Below are 16954 nucleotides of genomic sequence, written 5' to 3' on the forward strand. Positions count from 1 at the left end.
CTGGAGGAGTCTCAGGTCCTGGCGTCGAGAATGGTGGCGACTGGTGCGGCGGTGAACGCCGTCCAATACTCCGGGCCGAATTTTGCCAACCCTTCCTCGGTAACCGTGGGGTTGATCCACAAAAGAGTCGTAAAACCTGCCGTCGTGGCGCACTCCTCGTAAGTTTCCCTCGACCACCAATACGCACTGAACCGTACCGGCGCCCCCTGGGATGCAACGTTCAGTACCAGGGGTGCGCCCTCATACCCTCCTGATTGACCGATGGTGAAACCGTAAGGAGCGTAGTAGTCTTCGGGGTTTCGGACATAGTCGGGGTTTACCACTACCGCGACGAAGCGGCCACCAACGGGAGGGAGCGCCTTCCGTGCGGTGACGAAGAAGCCGGAGAGTTGCTCCTGGTTCGCGGCGAAAGGCAGCACGAAGACCGATGAGACCAGGTCGAACTGGCCGTCGAGTCCAGTGTCGTTTGTCGGGTTGGCACCGTCGAGCTGCATGTACTCCACGTTCGGATGGTCGCCGTCGTGGGCACGCGCGATTTCGAGCATACCGCCGGAGATGTCAGTACCGACCACCCTGGCAGCGCCCCACTGTGCGTACTGACGTGTCACCGTACCCGTCCCACTACCCAGGTCCAGCACTCTCAGCCCGGTGACGTCGCCGACCACCTCACGCATGGCAGGGACTACAGAATGCACGCGGTACGGCAATTCGGCCGCTAGTTGATAGGCTTGAGCAAAGTCGTCGAATTGGCTCATTGTTTCTTCTTCCAGAACACATCGAGTCACATTTCGCGCATGGCTCACTGCTTGGGTGACACCGCGATCTCGGCGATGGCGCCGGACGATGTGGTGAAGCGCAGTGTGCGCTGGCCCCACGATTCGTCCTTGGCGCCTCGCAGGACGACATCGGCGAAGGCATCGGCCGCCTTGTCCACGTCGTCGACCTCGAAGCTGACCACAAATCCGAGCGGAATGCGGTCAGCGGCGTCAGAGCTACCGAAGGTCGATTCGGCGGCGTGACGGCGTTCCCATAATCCGAAGTGCGCGACGCCGTCGATCTTTACCTCGCAATAACCAGGCATCGTGCGCTCGACCTCGAGGCCGAGGCGCTCGTAGAAAGCCGCAGCGGTATCGAGATCCTCCACGATCTCCGCCAGCCCTCCCAGATATTTGATCATATGCATCTTCACTCGGTTCGATTTCGGCCACTGGAGTGGGAAGTCGTACTACTGGACGCATGTGATGGGAATGCATGGTCGAAGCTACCCGCCTCTTGTGGCCGACGCCAGTACGAGACTTCGAGGCCGGTGCGAACGGAAGTTCGTCGGGGTCTCGGCAGACTTCCGTTCGCAACCGCTAGATCTTGCGGATCAGGGCGCAGTACATCGCGTCCGTGCCGTGCAGGTGCGGCCAGAGCTGCACGTCCGGGCCCGGGCCGAGATCGGGCACGCCGGGGAAGAACTCCCTGGCGTCCAGCTGCTCGGCCTTGGTCCGGCGCACCACGTCGCCGACCACACCGACCGTCTCCGACAGGTGCGGTGAGCAGACCACGTACGCGACCACACCGCCGACCCGGACCAGGTCCATCGCGGACATCAGCAGTTCGCGCTGGAGCTTGGTCAGGTCGCCGACGTCGGACTGCTGACGCCGCCACCGCGCCTCCGGCCTGCGCCGCAACGCGCCGAGGCCGGTGCACGGCGCGTCCACCAGGATCCGGTCGAAGCTGCCCGGCTCGAACCCGGTGTCGCGGCCGTCGGCCACGTGCACGGTGACCGGCTGGCCCTCGGTGGCGTTCTCGACCAGCCTGGCGCGGTGCGGCGCTTTCTCGACCGCGTCCAGGGTCGCGTCGCTGAGCCCCGCGAGCGCACCGAGCATGGCCGCCTTGCCGCCCGGTCCGGCGCACAGGTCGAGCCATCGCGCGTCGGACCCGGTCAGCGTCGGCCGGGTCACCGCGACCGCGCACAGCTGGCTGCCTTCGTCCTGGACACCGGCGAAACGCTCGCGGACCGGCTCCATGTCGGCCGGGTCGCCGCCGCCTGCCGCCAGCCGGACACCGTACGGCGAGTAGGGCGCCACGTCGCCGCCGGTGATCGCGGCGAGCTCCTCCGCGGTGATCTCGCCCGGCCTGGCGACCAGGTGCACGGCCGGGCGGTCGTCGTCGGCCTTGAGCGCGGCTTCCAGCGCGTCGCCCTTGTCGCCGAGCGAGTCGGCGAACGCGCGGGCGATCCACCGGGGGTGCGCGGTCGCCGTCGCCAGGTAGCCGATCGGGTCCTCGTCGCGCGGCGGCGCGATCGCGGCGACCCACTCCTCCTCGGTGCGCTCGCCGACCTTGCGCAGCACCGCGTTGGCGAACCCGGCCAGCCGCGAGCCGACGTCGAACCGCACCAGGTCCACTGTGGAGGACACGGCGGCGTGCGGCGGGATCCTGGTGCGCAGCAACTGGTACGCGCCGAGCCGAAGCACGTCAAGCAGCTGCTTGTCCACTTGCGACAGCGGACGGTCGGAGCACGCCGTGATCACCTGGTCGAGCCAGCCGATCGCGCGGCTGGTGCCGTACGCCAGTTCGGTGGCCAGCGCCGCGTCACGGCCGCTGATCCGCCGTTCCCGCAACAGGCCCGGCAGGACGAGGTTGGCGTACGCGTCGCGGTCACGCACCGCACGCAACGTGTCCAGCGCGGCGCGACGAGCCGGATCCTCCATCGGCGGGCGCGGCGCGGACGGCTCACGGCGACGCGGCGGGTGTGCGCGCCGGGGCCGGGACGGTCGGTGCGTCAAGACAATCGTTCTCCTTGCTCGACCCGGGCGCCGCGCGCCCAGTCGGTCGCAGCCATCTTCTTCTTGCCCGGTGCCTGGACGTCGCCCAGCCGCACGGGATATGTCGCGGTGCCGACGAGCACGCGCTTGCGTTCCACTTTGACCTCACCCGGCGGCAGCGCCTCGGCGTCGGTCGGCGTCACCGGGCCGAGCTTGAGCCGTTCGCCGCGGAACTGCGCCCATGCTCCCGGATCCGGGGTGACCGCGCGAACCAGCCGGTCGACCGCGGCAGCCGGTTTGGTCAGGTCCAGGTGCCCGTCGTCGGGAGTGATCTTGGACGCGTAGCTGACGCCCTCGGCGCGCTGCTGCTCGACCGCGCTGATCGTGCCGTCCTCGATTCCGTCCAACGTGGACACCATCAGATCCGCACCGGCCACCGCGAGCCGGTCCAGCAGGATCCCGGCGGTGTCCTGCGGCCGGATCGGCTCGGTCAGCACGCCGAACACCGGCCCGGCGTCGAGCTCCTTGACGATCCGGAACGTGCTCGCGCCGGTGATCTCGTCGCCCGCCCGGATGGCGGCCTGCACCGGCGCGGCGCCGCGCCAGGCGGGCAGCAGCGAGAAGTGCAGGTTCACCCAACCGTGTACCGGGATGTCCAGCGCGACCTGCGGCAACAGCGCGCCGTACGCGACGACCGGGCAGCAGTCCGGGGCGAGCTCGGTCAACCGGGCGAGGAAATCCGGTTCCTTGACCCGCTGCGGCATGAGCACCTCGATGCCGTGCTCGTCGGCCAGTGCGCCGACTGGCGAGCGCACGACGTGCCGACCACGCCCGGCAGGCGCGTCCGGCCTGGTCACCACGGCCACGACCTCGTGACGCGGCGAGTCGATCAGCGCCTTGAGCGTGGGGACGGCGGGTTCCGGGGTCCCGGCGAAGACCAGCCGCATGTCAGAAGCCCCCGAACAGCGCGTGCGGGTCCTGCTTGATCGTCGGAACCGACCCGGTGAACCAGGACGCCTGGCGGATCTCCCGCATCGCCTGCTTGCGGGTCTCCGCGTCGAGCCGGTCGAGGAACAGCACGCCGTCGAGGTGGTCGCTCTCGTGCTGGATGCAGCGCGCGAGCAGGTCCGTGCCCTCGACCTCGATCGGTTCGCCGTACATGTTCCACCCGGTCGCGACGATGTTGCGCATCCGCCGCGTCTCCCAGGTGAAGCCGGGGATGGACAGGCAGCCCTCGTCGCCGTCCTGGCACTCGTCGTCGATCGCGTTCCACGTCGGGTTCACCATGTGCCCGACGAAGCCGTCGCAGTGGTACGTGAACACCCGCAGGCCCACCCCCAACTGCGGGGCGGCGAGCCCGGCACCGCCCTGCGACTCCATGGTGTCCCACAGGTCCTTGACGAGCGTGCGGAGCTCCTTGTCGAACTCGACGACCTCGTCCGCGCGGGTGCGCAGCACCGGGTCACCGAAAAGCCTGATCGGTTGGATGGTCACGACGGTCGATTCTACGGCTCCTACTGAACCCGGACGCGTGGACTGCCACCGCCTGGTGTGGTGGTGCTGCCGGTGACCTGCTGGCCGCTCGACTTCCGGAACGTGACGTCCCAGCTGCCCGTGGAGCGTTGCATCCGGACCCGGTCGACGGTGAGCCCGGTCGTGTCGTCGGCCAGGAAAGCGGGCCTGCCGTCGGACTTCTGGAACCCGACCGCGCTGTTGAGGAACATGACGTTCCTGGCGTGCCGGACCCAGAACGCGTACGCCGGGCGGACGCCGAACGTGCGCGGCGGGTAGGCGGTCGAGTTCTCCGGCGGCACGCGGTCGGCGTCGGAGGCGGGGTGACCGCCGGGGAAGTCGAGGGCGACGTTGTCCAGTGTGATGTTCTCGATCGGCGAGTCGGTGCGCCCGGTGATCGTCGCGGAGTACTCGTCGTCCCCGGCGACGTCACGTGGGGTGGTCAGGTTCGTGCCGGTGATGTGCTTGAGCGTGATGTCACGGATCTTGCCCGCGGGTGGGTTGCCGGGGCAGCGCGAGCGTTTGCCGACGTGCATGAAGATGGCCGACGCGGTCTTGCTGAGCTTGATGTTGTCGTAGGTGATGTTCTCGATCGTGGCGCCGTCCATCGACACGATGCCGATGCCCGCCTTGCCCGCACCGGTCACGTCGAGGTTCCTGAACTGGATGTCGCGGAACGCGCCGCAGGTCTCGGAGCCGAACTGCAGCGCGTTGTTCTCCGTCGAGAGGATCGTCGAGTCCCGCACGACCGCCTTCTCGGTCGGGAACGTCCGGCCGAGCGCGTAGTCGCTTTTGAACACCACCGCGTCGTCGCTCGCCTCGATGCGGGAACGGGCGATCTCCACGTCGGAGGTGTTGATGATGTTGAACGCGTCCCTGTCGTCGGCGCTGAGGATCTTCGTGTCGTACATCCGCACACCGGTGCAGCCGTTGATCAGGATCGCGAAGTGTCCGCCCCGCCGGAAGGTGATGTCCTGGAACCGGAGGTTGCGGCAGTACTTCAGGCTCAGCGCCTTGTCCGCCTGCCCCTGCTTGGGGTCGCCGGTGATCAGCTTGTCGTCGCCGTCGATGGTGCCCGCACCGGTGAACGCGATGTTCTCGACGTTCTCGCCGGAGATCAGCGCGTTGCGGAAGTGGCTGTGCCCGTAGTCCTGGTACTCGTCCCACTCGTTGGGTTCGGCGTTGTCCATGCCGCTGCCTGCGGCGAGCAACGTGGCACCGGCGTTGAGGTTGAGTGTCACGTTGCTCTTCAGGTGGATGGTCCGTGAGCGGTACCGGCCGGGCGGGAAGTCGACCACGCCACCGCCTGCCGCGTTGGCGGCGTTGATCGCCTTGTCGATGGCGTCGTCGTCGTTGGTGCTGCCGTTGCCGACGGCGCCGTAGGACTTGACGTTGAACACCGGCGCCGCGTCGGCTGCGGGCACCGTCAGCCCCGTCACGATCACGCTCGCAAGGACAAGCATGCCGATTTTCGCCATGAGCACTCCTCGTCTGTCGTAGACGTGTCACTCTCGCGGCGGCATGAAAACGTTTACGAAACGTACACTAGCGGGCACCCACGCGGGTCACAAGCGTTCGACGACGGTCGCGTTCGCCAGGTCCGCATCGGTTTCCACCGCCGGGTGACCGACGCCTGACGGCGCCGGTCACCTGGCTAGTGTCAGCCGATGCCCTGGTGCACCGCTGTCATCAGTTCGCCGTCGGCGGTGTCGCCGTCCATGGACCAGATCATCGCTCCGCCGAGCCCGTTGGCGGAGATCCACGCGGTCTTCCTGGCGATCTCCGCCGGGTCGTCGAACGTCCAGAACGTACTGCCGTTGAACAGCCACGCGTGCCCGGACACGGTGTCGCGGTGCAACTGGTAGCCGCTGTTGAGCAACGGTTTGATCAGCTTGTAGTCCTCGATGCCCTTCTCATAACGTCCGGGCGCGCCGTCCGTTGCCTTCTGGTGCAGGCCGTTGTTGGCGTTCGTCACGCCTGTCCAACCGCGACTGTAGAACGGCACGCCGAGCACGAGCCTGTTGGCCGGGGCGCCCCGGCTCGTCCACGCGTTCGTGGCGATCTCGACGCTGTACGGCTTCGGGCCGGGGTCGTTGGCGGGCAGCCGTAGTGCGGACTGGTTGTTGGTCACCGGGTCCCAGGCGCCGTGCAGGTCGTAACCCTGCAGGGTCGCGAAGTCGAGCGAGTCGAAGATCTGGCTCACCTCGAAGCCCGCGACCACCTTGTCCGGGTCGGCGGGCAGGAACGCGGTCAGCTCGTAGTGCTTTCCTGTCGTGGCACCGTACGCGTCGAGCTGCCTGCGCCATTCCTGCACCAGCAGCGTGAAGTTCTGCTTGTCCTCCGGGCGCACGACGTTGCCGGTGTTGCCTTCGCTGCCCGGCCACTCCCAGTCCAGGTCGATGCCGTCGAACACACCGGCGGCCGACCCGGGTCCACCCTGCGGTTCGCCACCGAGCTTCGGCAGGTTGCCCTTGATCCACATGTCCAGGCAGGAGGAGACGTGCGCCTGGCGCGACGCTGCCGTGAGGGCCGCGTCGGAGAAGTACTTCGACCACGTCCAGCCGCCGAGCGACAGGTTGACCTTCAGGTTCGGGTACTTCGCCTTCAACTGCTTGAGCTGGTTGAGGTTGCCCGCGAGCGGCTGGTTGTAGACGTCGCCCTGCCCGTTGACGGTCAGGTCGGCGGTGAACCGCCGCTGGTAGTCCGCCCACGCGTCGCCCTGGCCGAGTTGGTTGGCCTGGAAGCAACGGCCGCTGGAGTCGAGGTTGCCGAACGAGTAGTTGATGTGGGTCAGCTTGGCCGCCGAACCGGACGTGTCGAGGTTCTTGACGTAGTAGGCGCGGTCGTAGATGCCCCACTGCGTGAAGTAGCCGACCTTGCGCTTGCCGCCGGGACCGGGGTCGCCGAATTCCTTCGTGGTCGCGGACACCTGCGTGCTCAGCGCGGACACGTTGCCCGCCTTGTCCCGCGCACGCACGCGGAAGGTGTACGTGGTGGTGGGTTGCAACCCGCCGACGAGGAACGACGCGGACGTGGACGTGGCGATCGGGGTCGTCGACGCGCCCTGGAAGACGTCGTAGCCGGTGACACCGACGTTGTCGGTGGACGCCGTCCAGCTCAGCGGAACCGTGGAGCTGCTCGTCTCCCCCGCGGTGAGGCCGGTCGGGACGGACGGGGCCTCGGTGTCCGGCGCGCCCGACGACCCGTCGCACGGGGTGCCGTTGATCGTGCAGTTGGTCGGCGAGCCCGGCCCGACGCCGTTGAACCCGAAGGTCGCCGAGGCGCCCGCGGCCACGCTTCCGTTGTACGGGCGGTTGACGAACGTGTAGCTGTCGCCGCTGCGGGTCATGCCCGCTTCCCACGTCGACCCGATGCTGGTGCCCGCAGGCAGGTCGAACTTCACGGTCCAGCTGGTCAACGCGGTCGTGTCACCGGCTTTGACGACGACCTGGCCGGTGAACCCGGACCCCCAGTCGGACACCTTGCTGAACGTGGCGGTCGGGTCGGCCGCGGCCTGTGCGACGCCGGGAAAACCGGATAACGCGAGCGAAACGGCGGCGACGGCGACGCCGAACCGCCGCCGACTCGTGGACGGTCTGAGTGACATGAGGTCTCTTCCTCCTGACGGCAGGGTGTGGCAGGAAGACCACTCACCACTATTGGTCCAGACCACGTGATCAACACAAGGTCTAGACCAAACTTCGTCACCGGACTGTTGCCCAACCAGACGAAGAAGACGAACACGACACAGCGAATGCCCGTGAACTGGCACCCGTTCGGCGCCGGTTGTACTATGTGGGCACTGGAAGTAAAAACGTGTGATCCACACACGCGCACACGCGGTATCGAACGATCCGCCACTTCTTCACCACGAAGGAGTGCGCAGTGACCGTCCCCCGCAGTGAAGCCGTCCAGGACGCCCCGTCAGCACCACGCTCCCTGCGTGAGGCATGGGTTGCCCTCGCAGGACTGTCGGCGGTCTTCCTGGTTGAGATGCTCGACAACTCGATCCTCAACGTCGCCCTGCCGACCATCGGCCGCGAACTGGCCGCGTCGACCACGGCGCTGCAGTGGATCACGGGCGTGTACGCCGTCGTGTTCGGCGGCCTGATGCTGGCCCTCGGCGCGCTGGCCGACCGGGTCGGCCGCCGCAAGATCATGCTGCTCGGGCTGGTCCTGCTGGGCGCGGCGAGCCTGGCAACCGCGTTCGTCACCACATCCGGGCAGCTCATCGCGGTCCGCGCGGCGATGGGCGTCGCGGCGGCGATGACGACGCCTGGCTCCCTCGCCTTGGCGTTCCGCCTGTTCCCCGACGACGAACTCCGCGTCCGGGCGATGACCCTGATCTCGACCGTGGGCTTGGTCGGACTCGCGGTCGGCCCCACGGCGGGCGGCCTCGTGCTCACGTTCGCACCGTGGCAGGTGCTGCTGCTGGTGGACGTGCCGGTCGCCGTGCTCGCGATCATCGGCATCCGCAGCGGCATCCCCGCCGACAGGGCGGACGAGTTGCACCGCGACCCGATCGACTTCGCAGGGGGCCTGCTGGGCACCGCCACGATCGTGCTCGCGCTGCTCGCGCCGACGATGTTCGTCCACGACGGCGCCTCGTCGCCGCTCCCCTGGCTGACCACGGCGGCGGCCGTCGCGCTGGCCGTGCTGTTCGTCGTCCGCGAGCGCACGGCCCGCTTCCCCCTGCTCGACCTCAAGCTCATCGCCCGCCCGCTCGTGTCGAGTGGCCTGGCGTTCAAGGCAGCCGCGGGCCTGGCGACCGCGGGACTGACCTACCTCGCCACCCTGGAGTTCCAGTTCGACTGGGGCTGGACGCCCGCGCAGGCGGCCATCGGCATGCTGCCGCAGGTCGTCGTGCTCATCGCCGGCGGCGCTGTGATCACGCCGCTGATCACGCGCATCGGTCTCGACAAGGCCGCCTGGCTCAGCGCCGCTGTCGTCGTGTGCGGGCTCGCCGTCTACGGCCTGCTCGGCCGCTTCGGGTACGTGTGGATCGCGCTGGCCATCGTGCTCGTCGCCGCCGGGATGCGCGTCGTGGGTGTCGTCGCCGGGAACAACGTGATGCGTGGCCTCCCGGAGAACCGCACGACCATCGGCGCGGCGCTGATCGACACCGCCAGCGAGGTCACCACCGGCGTCGGCATCGCGGTCGGCGCGACCATCATCGCGGCGCTGTTCACCGGCGACATCACCACGTCGAACTGGAGCCCCGGCCAGACCTCGGAGTTCCGCACGGGTGTCACCGGCGCGGGCCTCGCGCTCACCGCCCTGGCCGCGGCGCTCGTGCTCTGGGGCATCATCCGCTCCCGGCGCGCCCCCGACAGCGAGTAACCCGTGCAACCAATGTGGCCTTCGTTGCGAAAACCGCCACCAATGCCACATTGGTTGCCAAAAACGCAACCAATGTGGCCTTCGTTGCACGCAGTCGGCGGTCGTGCGTCACCTACCAGCGGATCGGAAGCACCACGGCAGCCGATCCGCCGCCGCGGCGAACCGGTTCGGCCGCGGCGATCCACCGGCCGTCCGGCAGGCGCTCCACCCCGGTCGCCGCGCCGATCTCGGCGGGCGCGGTGCTGAAGCCCTGCCCGCGTTTCACCAGTTCCGCCGTTTCCGGCTGGGCCAGGAACTCCTTCTCCACCTGGGCAGCCGCCGCGTTGCGCTGGGAGGCCCGAGGCGCGGCGATCGCGTCCTTGAGCGACTTGCCCCGGTCCACCCGGCCGGTGATCACCTGGGCGACCGTGGTGATGATCGACGCACCACCCGGCGAGCCGGTGGCGAAGTACGGCTTGCCGTTGCGCAGCACGATCGTCGGGGCCATCGAGGACCGGGGACGCTTGCCCGCCGCGGGGAGGTTCGGGTCCGGCACGCCGGGGAACAGCGGCGCGAAGTTGAAGTCGGTCAGCTCGTTGTTGAGCAGGAATCCCCGTCCTGGCACGACGATCCCGTTGCCGCCTTCGGATTCGATGGTCAGCGTGTACGAAACGACGTTGCCCCACGCGTCGGCCGTGGTCAGGTGCGTGGTGTGCTGGCTGCCGATCTCCGCCGCCACGCCTTGGCCGACGGTCGCGCACGCCTGCGGGTTGCGCGGGTCACCGGGCGCCACGGGGCTGGTGAGCGCCTTCGCCGGGTTGATCAGGCACGCACGGGAATCCGCGAACTTCTGGGACAGCAGTTCACGCGTGGGCACGTCGCCGAACGCCGGGTCGCCGACCCAGCGGTTGCGGTCCGCGAACGCCAGCCTCGTCGACTCGAGGAAGTAGTGCAGGTAGTCCGTCTGCGACAGCTTCGAGACGGCGGTCGGCTCCAGGATGTTCAGCGCCTCACCGACCGTCGTGCCGCCGGACGACGGCGGGGCCATGCTGTAGACGTCCAGGCCGCGGTAGCTGGTCCTGCTCGGTTCACGCAGCGGCGCGTCGAACCGGGCCAGGTCCGACTCCGCCAACTTGCCCGGTCGTACGTTCAGTGTGGACGCCGGGTCCTTCGGCGGCTGCTGGACGGCCTTGACGATCTCCTTGCCGATCTGGCCGTGGTACAACGACTTCAGGTTCGTGTCGGCCAGCTCCCGGTACGTGTTCGCCATGTCCGGGTTGCGGAACTTCGTGCCGACCACCGGCGGCTGCCCGCCCGGCAGGTACAGCGACCGGGTGGACGGGAACGCCGAGAACCGGGCGGCGTTGTTCGCGATCTGCGTGCGGAACGTGTCGTCGACGGTGAACCCCTCGCGGGCGAGCTGCTCCGCGGGCTTCATCACCTCTTTGAGCGACTTGCGGCCCCACAGCTGCAACGCGCGCTGCCAGGTCCGCGGCGTACCGGGCACACCGACGCTCAGGCCGCTGGTGACGCCTTCCGCGAACGGGATCGGGGCACCGTTTTCCTGGAACAGCGTTTCCGACGCCGCCATCGGGGTCGTCTCACGGCCGTCGATCGTGTGCACCTTGCCGGTGCGGGCCTCGTAGAACACGAAGAACCCGCCACCGCCGATGCCGTTGGAGAACGGGTCCGTCACACCGAGCGCGGCGGCGGTCGCCACGGCCGCGTCCACCGCGTTCCCGCCCCTGCGCAGCACGGAGACGCCGATCGCGGTCGCGTCGGCGTCGATGCTGGCCACCGCGCCGCCGTAGCCGACCGCTTCGGGGACTTTGGGCCTGGTGGGACTGGCACCCTCCGCAACCCCGCCGACGAGCGCGGTGGTGACGGTGAGCAGTGCGACTAAGGCGGCTGACCTTCGCACGACATGACCTCCCGGAAACGATTGAGGTGGCCCACTTTGCCCCGACGACGTGATGATCTCAACCCAGCCGGGTCATCACGTGCTTGACGCGCGTGTAGTCCTCCAACCCGATCGTGGACAGATCCTTGCCATATCCGGACTGGCCGAACCCGCCGTGCGGCATCTCCGAGGCCAGCGGACCGTGCGTGTTCACCCAGACGCAGCCGAAGTCCAACTCGACCGCCAGCCGTGCCGCGCGGGCGGCGTCCGCCGTCCACACCGAGGAGGCCAGGCCTTGCGGGACGCCGTTCGCGCCGGTCACGCCTTCGTCGTCGGTGGTGAACCGCTGAACGGTGATGACCGGGGCGAACACCTCCTCCTGGACGATCTCGTCGTCCTGGCGCAGCCCGGAGATCACGGTCGGCTCGACGAAGAACCCGCGCTCGCCGAGCCGCTTCCCTCCACAGTGGACGACGGCGTGCCCTGGCAGCCGGTCGAGCAGGCCGGTGACCCGTTCCAGTTGGGCCGCGCTGTTGAGCGGGCCGGTCCGGGCCGCTTGGGCACGGACCGCCAGCGCTGCGACGAACTCGTCGTGCACGCGGTCCTGCACGAGCACGCGCGCGGCCGCCGTGCAGTCCTGGCCGGCGTTGTAGAAGGCCGCGGCGATGATCCCGTCGGCCGCCTCGGCCACGTCGACGTCGTCGAACACGAGGACCGGCGCGTTGCCGCCGAGTTCGAGGTGCGTCCGTTTCAGCGTGTCCGCCGCCGCGCGGGCCACTTCGATCCCCGCCCGGGTGGACCCGGTGATCGACACCATCGCGGGGATCGGGTGTGTGACGAGCAGCCTGCCGGTGTCCCGGTCGCCCGTGACCACGTTGACCACGCCTTCCGGCAGGTGCCGGGACGCCAGCGAGCCGAGCAGCAGCGTGCTCGACGGGGTCGTGTCGGCGGGTTTGACGACCACGGTGTTGCCAGCCGCGACCGCGGGCGCGATCTTCCACACCGCCATCATCAGCGGGTAGTTCCACGGCGTGATCTGGGCGATCACCCCGATCGGCTCACGCCGCAAGCTGGAGGTGTGGCCGTCGAGGTACTCCCCGGTCGCGGCGCCCGGCATCGTGCGCGCCGCCCCGGCGAAGAACCGCAGCACGTCCGCCGACTGCGGGATCTCCTCGTCGAGCACGACCGCCTTGTCCTTGCCGGTCTCCCGGCACTCCAGGTCGGCGATCTCGCCCGCGTTCGCCTCAAGGGCATCGGCGACGGCGAGCAGCGCGGCCTGCCGCCGCATCGGCGTGCTCCTGCGCCAGGTCGCGAACGCCGTGGCAGCGCGCCGGACGGCCGCGTCCACTTCGGACTCACGGCCGACCGGCGCGGTGCCGAACACCTCGCCGGTCGCCGGGTCGATCAGGTCGATGCTCGTCATCACTGCTCCAGGTGGGTCGGGGCGAACATGCGCAGCAAAGCCGGGAGGACGACGACCGCCGGTCCGTCGGCAGCCAGCGCCTTGGCCAGATCGGCCCGCAGCCGCTCCGGTGCGCTCCGCACGGCCGGTACGCCGAAGGACTCGGCCAGCGCCACGAAATCGGGCCGGGTGAGCTCGGTGCCGTTCGCCTCGCCGAACGCGTCGGTCATGTACTCGCGCAGGATGCCGTAGCCGCCGTCGTCCACGATCAGCCACGTCACGTTCAGGCCGTACTGCTTGGCTGTGGCCAGTTCGGACAGTCCGTACATCGCGCCCCCGTCACCGGAGACCGCGAGCACCGGACCGTCCACAGTGGATGCCGCACCGAGCGCGGCGGGGAAGGCGTAGCCGAGGCCGCCCGAGCCCTGGGCCGTGTGCACCGATCCGTGCCGGTGGTCCCACGCCGACCATGCCCAGTACGCCAGGATCGTCATGTCCCAGAAACTCGGCGCGGTGTCCGGCAACGCGTCCCGGACAGCGGCGAGCACGTCGCGCTCCAGCGTCAGGTCCTGGCTGTCCAGGCGTTGCCGGACTTTCGACAGCAGGTCGGGCACGACCGCGGCCCGCTGCTCCACGAGCGCAACCAGGGCCCGCAGGGCCAGCCGGGCATCGGCGTGGATGCCCAGTGCGCTGTGGTTGGCTTCCAGTTTGCCCAGATCGGCCTCGATCTGCACGACCCGGCCACGCGGCCGGAAAGTGTGGTAGTTGCTCGACAGCTCGCCCAGGCCGGATCCGACCACCAGCAGGACGTCCGCGTCCTGCAACACCTCGGTCGTGTACTGGTCCTCCAACCAGGACTGCAGCGAAAGTTCGTGCTCCCACGGGAAAGCACCCTTGCCGCCGAACGTGCTGACCACCGGCGCGCCGAGTTTCTCCGCCAGTTCGAGCAGTTCCGGCTGTGCGCCACTGCGCACCACACCGCCACCGGCCAGGATCACCGGCCGCTGCGCGTGCTGAAGCAACCGGGCCGCCTCGGCGAGCAGTTCAGGCCGTGGGACCAGCGGGACGGGCGTCACGGACAGGTCGCCCACGGCCGGAACCCCGGCCGGTCCGAGCAACACGTCCTGGGGGATCTCGACCCAGACCGGGCCGGTCGGCGCGGTCACGGCGATCCGCCACGCCTCGGCGATCGCCGACGGGATCTGCGACGCCGACCGCACCACACGCGTGTGCTTGACGACGTCACGGAAACTGGCCTGCTGGTCGGGCAGCTCGTGCAGGAATCCACGCCGCCGCCCGCCGAGGCCCGCCACCGGGATCTGACTGCTGACGCCCAGAACCGGCACGCTCGACGAGGCCGCTTCCTGCAGCCCCGCCAGCGTCTGCAACGCGCCAGGGCCGGTGGAGACGAACAACGGCGTCACCTCGCCGGTCGTCCTGGCGTGGCCGTCGGCGGCGAACGCGGCGTTGACCTCGGTACGGCTGCCGAAGTACCGCAGCGACGACCTGTGCACCGCGTGGAACAGCCCGAGCGCGTGCTGTCCGGGCAGTCCGAACACGGTCCGCGCGCCCAGTGCCACGAGTGACTCGACGACCAGGTCGCCGCCGGTCCGGCTCATTCGCCCACACCCATGGCCAGCAGCGTCACGAGGTCGTAGGCGACGTGCGACGCGGCGATCGACGTGATGTCGGCGTGGTCGTACGCGGGCGCCACCTCGACGACGTCCGCGGACACCAGGTTCAGCCCGGCCAGGCCGCGCAGGATCTCCAGCAGTTCCCTGCTGGTCATGCCGCCCGCCTCGGGTGTTCCGGTGCCCGGCGCGTGCGCGGGGTCCAGGACGTCGATGTCGATCGACACGTACACCGGGCGGCCGCCGATGCGGTCCCGGAGGGCTTCGACCACCTCGTCCACCCCGCGGCGCATGACGTCGGCCGAGGTGACGATCCCGAACCCGAGCCTGGCGTCCTCGGACAGGTCGGCCTTGCCGTACAGCGGGCCGCGCGTGCCGACGTGGGACAGCGCGGACGTGTCGAGGATGCCTTCCTCGACCGCACGGCGGAACGGGGTTCCGTGCGTGTACGGCTCGCCGAAGTAGGTGTCCCACGTGTCCAGGTGGGCGTCGAAGTGCAGCAGCGCGACCGGCCCGTGCTTGGCCGCGACCGCACGCAGCAACGGCAGGGCGATGGTGTGGTCGCCGCCGACCGTGACCAGCTTCGCGCCGGTGTCCAGCAGTTCGCCTGCCTGCTCGGAGATCTCGCTGATCGCCTGGCCGATGTCGAACGGGTTGCCCACGATGTCCCCGGCGTCCACGACCTGCGCCCGTTCGAACGGCGACACGTCGAGGCCGGGGTTGTAGGGCCGCAGCAGTCGGCTGGCCTCGCGGACCGCCGCCGGGGCGAACCGGGCGCCGGGGCGGTAGGACACCCCGGTGTCGAACGGGACGCCGACCACCGCGATGTCGGCCTTGTCCACCTGGTCGAGCCGGGGCAGCCGGGCGAACGTGGCGTGCCCGGCGTACCTGGGCACCTGGGAGCTGTCGACCGGACCGATCATGCGGGTATTTCCTCCTTGGTCTCGCCGTTGACACGGCTGTTCCAGTGGTCGAGCACGGCTTTGTCGGTCGGCGGCGTGAGCAGGCTGACCACGACGTAGGACATGAGGCTGACGCCGAGCCCGTAGTAGATGACCTCGTTGGCCTCCAGCCCGGCCACGATCATCATGACCACGACCGTGATCGCGCCGGTGACCATCGACGCGAGCGCGCCCTGCCGGTTGCCGCGTTTCCACACCATCCCCCCGACGATCGCCACCAGCAGGCCGCCGACGAGCAGGTTGTAGGCCACGGTCAGCGCGGCGACCACACCTTCGATCAGCACCGCCAGCACGACCGCCACGACGCCGAGCACCAGCGTGAACATGCGGTTGGAGTGCACGTCGTCCTTGACCGCCGCCGCTCGTTTCATTAGCCCGTTCTTGATCAGGCGGGGCCAGATGTCGTTCGCCGCGACCGTCGACGACGCGATCAACGCGCCGCTGGAGGTGGACATCAGCGCCGCGAGGGCGGCGGCGAGCACCAGGCCGCGCACGCCCATCGGCAGCAGGTTCTCCACCGCGGTCGCGAACGCGTCGTCGCGACTGGGCAGGTTCGGGTACAGCGCCTTGGTCGCCATGCCGACCAAGGCTCCCGCGAACGCGTAGATCACGCAGTACAGACCGGACGTGATCCCGCCCCACGTGGCCACGGCCGACGTGCGCGCGGTGAACACCCGCTGCCAGATGTCCTGCCCGATCAGCAGGCCGAGCGTGTACACCACCAGGTAGGTCACGATGGTGTCGCCGCCGATGGCGGTGAAGTCGAAGTAGGCCGCGTCCAGCCGTTGCCGCATCCCGTCGAACCCGCCCGCCTTGGCCAGCGCGAACGGCAGCAGCAACATCAGGATGCCGATGGTCTTGACCACGAACTGGACGATGTCGGTCATCGAGATCGACCACATGCCGCCGAGCACCGAGTACAGCACCACGATCCCGCCCGCGAGCAGGATGCTCGACCAGCGGTCGAACCCGAACAGCACCTTGAAGATCGTCGATGACGCGCCGAGCGAGGTGACCGTCAGCATCAGCGCGTACGCCCACATCACCACACCGGAGACGGCCGCCGACGAACCTCCGTACCGGATGTCCAGCATGTCGGACACGGTGTACACCCGCAGCCGCTGGATCCGCCGGGCGTACGCCGCCGACAGCAGCAGGATGCCCAGGCCGATCGCGAGCACGAGCCACGCGCCGGAGATGCCGAACTTGTAGCCAAGCCCGACGCCGCCGACCGTCGACGCGCCGCCGAGGACGATCGCGGACATCGTGCCCGAGTACATCGGGCCGCCCAGCCGCCGCCCGGCCACCAGGTACTCGCTCTTGGTGGTCGCCCGGCGCATGCCCCACCACCCCATCGCGACCATGCCGAGCAGGTAGGCCACAATCACTGCGTTGTCGAGGGCCATGTCGATCTCCTACGCGTGGCGTTTCGTTCCGGTCACCGTAGAGAGCCACCTCTGGTCTCGTTCAGGGGT

General features: G+C 69.0%; 13 protein-coding genes. 1 reads left to right on the top strand and 12 read right to left on the bottom strand.

Annotated features, from left to right (window positions below; translation table 11 throughout):
- Positions 1-11 precede the first annotated feature (11 nt).
- The 7 genes from ALI144C_RS39525 to ALI144C_RS39555 all read right to left on the bottom strand — a co-directional run bounded on the left by ALI144C_RS39525 (position 12) and on the right by ALI144C_RS39555 (position 7872).
- On the bottom strand, positions 12-755 hold the full coding sequence (locus tag ALI144C_RS39525; RefSeq protein ID WP_076992344.1) for a class I SAM-dependent DNA methyltransferase: 744 nt from the start codon (positions 753-755) through the stop codon (positions 12-14).
- Between the two features lie 44 nt (positions 756-799).
- Positions 800-1177: a VOC family protein gene (locus ALI144C_RS39530; protein WP_143231140.1), complete on the bottom strand. Its 378-nt coding sequence runs from the start codon at positions 1175-1177 to the stop codon at positions 800-802.
- A gap of 178 nt (positions 1178-1355) precedes the next feature.
- Positions 1356-2774 carry an RsmB/NOP family class I SAM-dependent RNA methyltransferase gene (locus tag ALI144C_RS39535; protein ID WP_237774535.1) on the bottom strand — a complete coding sequence of 473 codons (1419 nt, stop codon included), beginning with the start codon at positions 2772-2774 and terminating at the stop codon, positions 1356-1358.
- Positions 2771-3700, bottom strand: coding sequence for a methionyl-tRNA formyltransferase (gene fmt, locus ALI144C_RS39540; protein WP_076992347.1), 930 nt, complete (start codon positions 3698-3700; stop codon positions 2771-2773). Before fmt ends, ALI144C_RS39535 begins: the two co-directional genes overlap by 4 nt.
- Before the next feature lies 1 nt (position 3701).
- Complete coding sequence (gene def, locus ALI144C_RS39545) at positions 3702-4247, bottom strand: peptide deformylase (RefSeq protein ID WP_076992348.1); 546 nt, start codon at positions 4245-4247, stop codon at positions 3702-3704.
- Between the two features lie 20 nt (positions 4248-4267).
- Positions 4268-5743: a glycoside hydrolase family 28 protein gene (locus ALI144C_RS39550; RefSeq protein ID WP_076992349.1), complete on the bottom strand. Its 1476-nt coding sequence runs from the start codon at positions 5741-5743 to the stop codon at positions 4268-4270.
- A 182-nt stretch (positions 5744-5925) separates the two neighbouring features.
- A complete protein-coding gene (locus tag ALI144C_RS39555; protein ID WP_076992350.1) occupies positions 5926-7872 on the bottom strand; it encodes a glycoside hydrolase family 18 chitinase in 1947 nt (648 codons plus the stop codon).
- A 386-nt stretch (positions 7873-8258) separates the two neighbouring features.
- Here ALI144C_RS39555 and ALI144C_RS39560 point away from each other — a divergent pair, with 386 nt between their 5' ends.
- Entirely contained in the window at positions 8259-9605 is a 1347-nt protein-coding gene (locus tag ALI144C_RS39560; RefSeq protein WP_143231175.1) for an MFS transporter, read from the top strand.
- Positions 9606-9717: 112 nt separating this feature from the next.
- Here ALI144C_RS39560 and ggt read toward each other — a convergent pair whose 3' ends face one another.
- The 5 genes from ggt to ALI144C_RS39585 are packed head-to-tail and all read right to left on the bottom strand — an operon-like array spanning position 9718 to position 16885.
- Positions 9718-11505: a gamma-glutamyltransferase gene (ggt, locus tag ALI144C_RS39565; RefSeq protein WP_076992352.1), complete on the bottom strand. Its 1788-nt coding sequence runs from the start codon at positions 11503-11505 to the stop codon at positions 9718-9720.
- A 58-nt stretch (positions 11506-11563) separates the two neighbouring features.
- Positions 11564-12907, bottom strand: a complete 1344-nt coding sequence (locus tag ALI144C_RS39570; RefSeq protein ID WP_076992353.1) for an aminobutyraldehyde dehydrogenase — start codon at positions 12905-12907, stop codon at positions 11564-11566.
- The gene (locus ALI144C_RS39575; RefSeq protein WP_076992354.1) at positions 12907-14505 is read right to left on the bottom strand and encodes a thiamine pyrophosphate-binding protein; all 1599 of its coding nucleotides are present in this window, start codon (positions 14503-14505) and stop codon (positions 12907-12909) included. Before ALI144C_RS39575 ends, ALI144C_RS39570 begins: the two co-directional genes overlap by 1 nt.
- A complete protein-coding gene (gene speB / locus ALI144C_RS39580) occupies positions 14502-15440 on the bottom strand; it encodes an agmatinase (protein ID WP_076992355.1) in 939 nt (312 codons plus the stop codon). The genes ALI144C_RS39575 and speB overlap by 4 nt, the downstream gene beginning before the upstream one ends.
- Complete coding sequence (locus tag ALI144C_RS39585; RefSeq protein WP_076992356.1) at positions 15437-16885, bottom strand: sodium:solute symporter; 1449 nt, start codon at positions 16883-16885, stop codon at positions 15437-15439. The genes speB and ALI144C_RS39585 overlap by 4 nt, the downstream gene beginning before the upstream one ends.
- Positions 16886-16954: the final 69 nt, after the last annotated feature.

This window comes from Actinosynnema sp. ALI-1.44 (assembly GCF_001984155.1).
Lineage (GTDB): Bacteria > Actinomycetota > Actinomycetes > Mycobacteriales > Pseudonocardiaceae > Kibdelosporangium.

Coding starts and splice junctions, on each gene's coding strand:
- ALI144C_RS39525 (WP_076992344.1), bottom strand. CDS start 755: ATGAGCCAATTCGACGACTTTGCTCAAGCCTATCAACTAGCGGCCGAA.
- ALI144C_RS39530 (WP_143231140.1), bottom strand. CDS start 1,177: ATGATCAAATATCTGGGAGGGCTGGCGGAGATCGTGGAGGATCTCGAT.
- fmt (WP_076992347.1), bottom strand. CDS start 3,700: ATGCGGCTGGTCTTCGCCGGGACCCCGGAACCCGCCGTCCCCACGCTC.
- ALI144C_RS39550 (WP_076992349.1), bottom strand. CDS start 5,743: ATGGCGAAAATCGGCATGCTTGTCCTTGCGAGCGTGATCGTGACGGGG.
- ALI144C_RS39555 (WP_076992350.1), bottom strand. CDS start 7,872: ATGTCACTCAGACCGTCCACGAGTCGGCGGCGGTTCGGCGTCGCCGTC.
- ALI144C_RS39560 (WP_143231175.1), top strand. CDS start 8,259: ATGCTCGACAACTCGATCCTCAACGTCGCCCTGCCGACCATCGGCCGC.
- ALI144C_RS39570 (WP_076992353.1), bottom strand. CDS start 12,907: ATGACGAGCATCGACCTGATCGACCCGGCGACCGGCGAGGTGTTCGGC.
- ALI144C_RS39575 (WP_076992354.1), bottom strand. CDS start 14,505: ATGAGCCGGACCGGCGGCGACCTGGTCGTCGAGTCACTCGTGGCACTG.
- speB (WP_076992355.1), bottom strand. CDS start 15,440: ATGATCGGTCCGGTCGACAGCTCCCAGGTGCCCAGGTACGCCGGGCAC.
- ALI144C_RS39585 (WP_076992356.1), bottom strand. CDS start 16,885: ATGGCCCTCGACAACGCAGTGATTGTGGCCTACCTGCTCGGCATGGTC.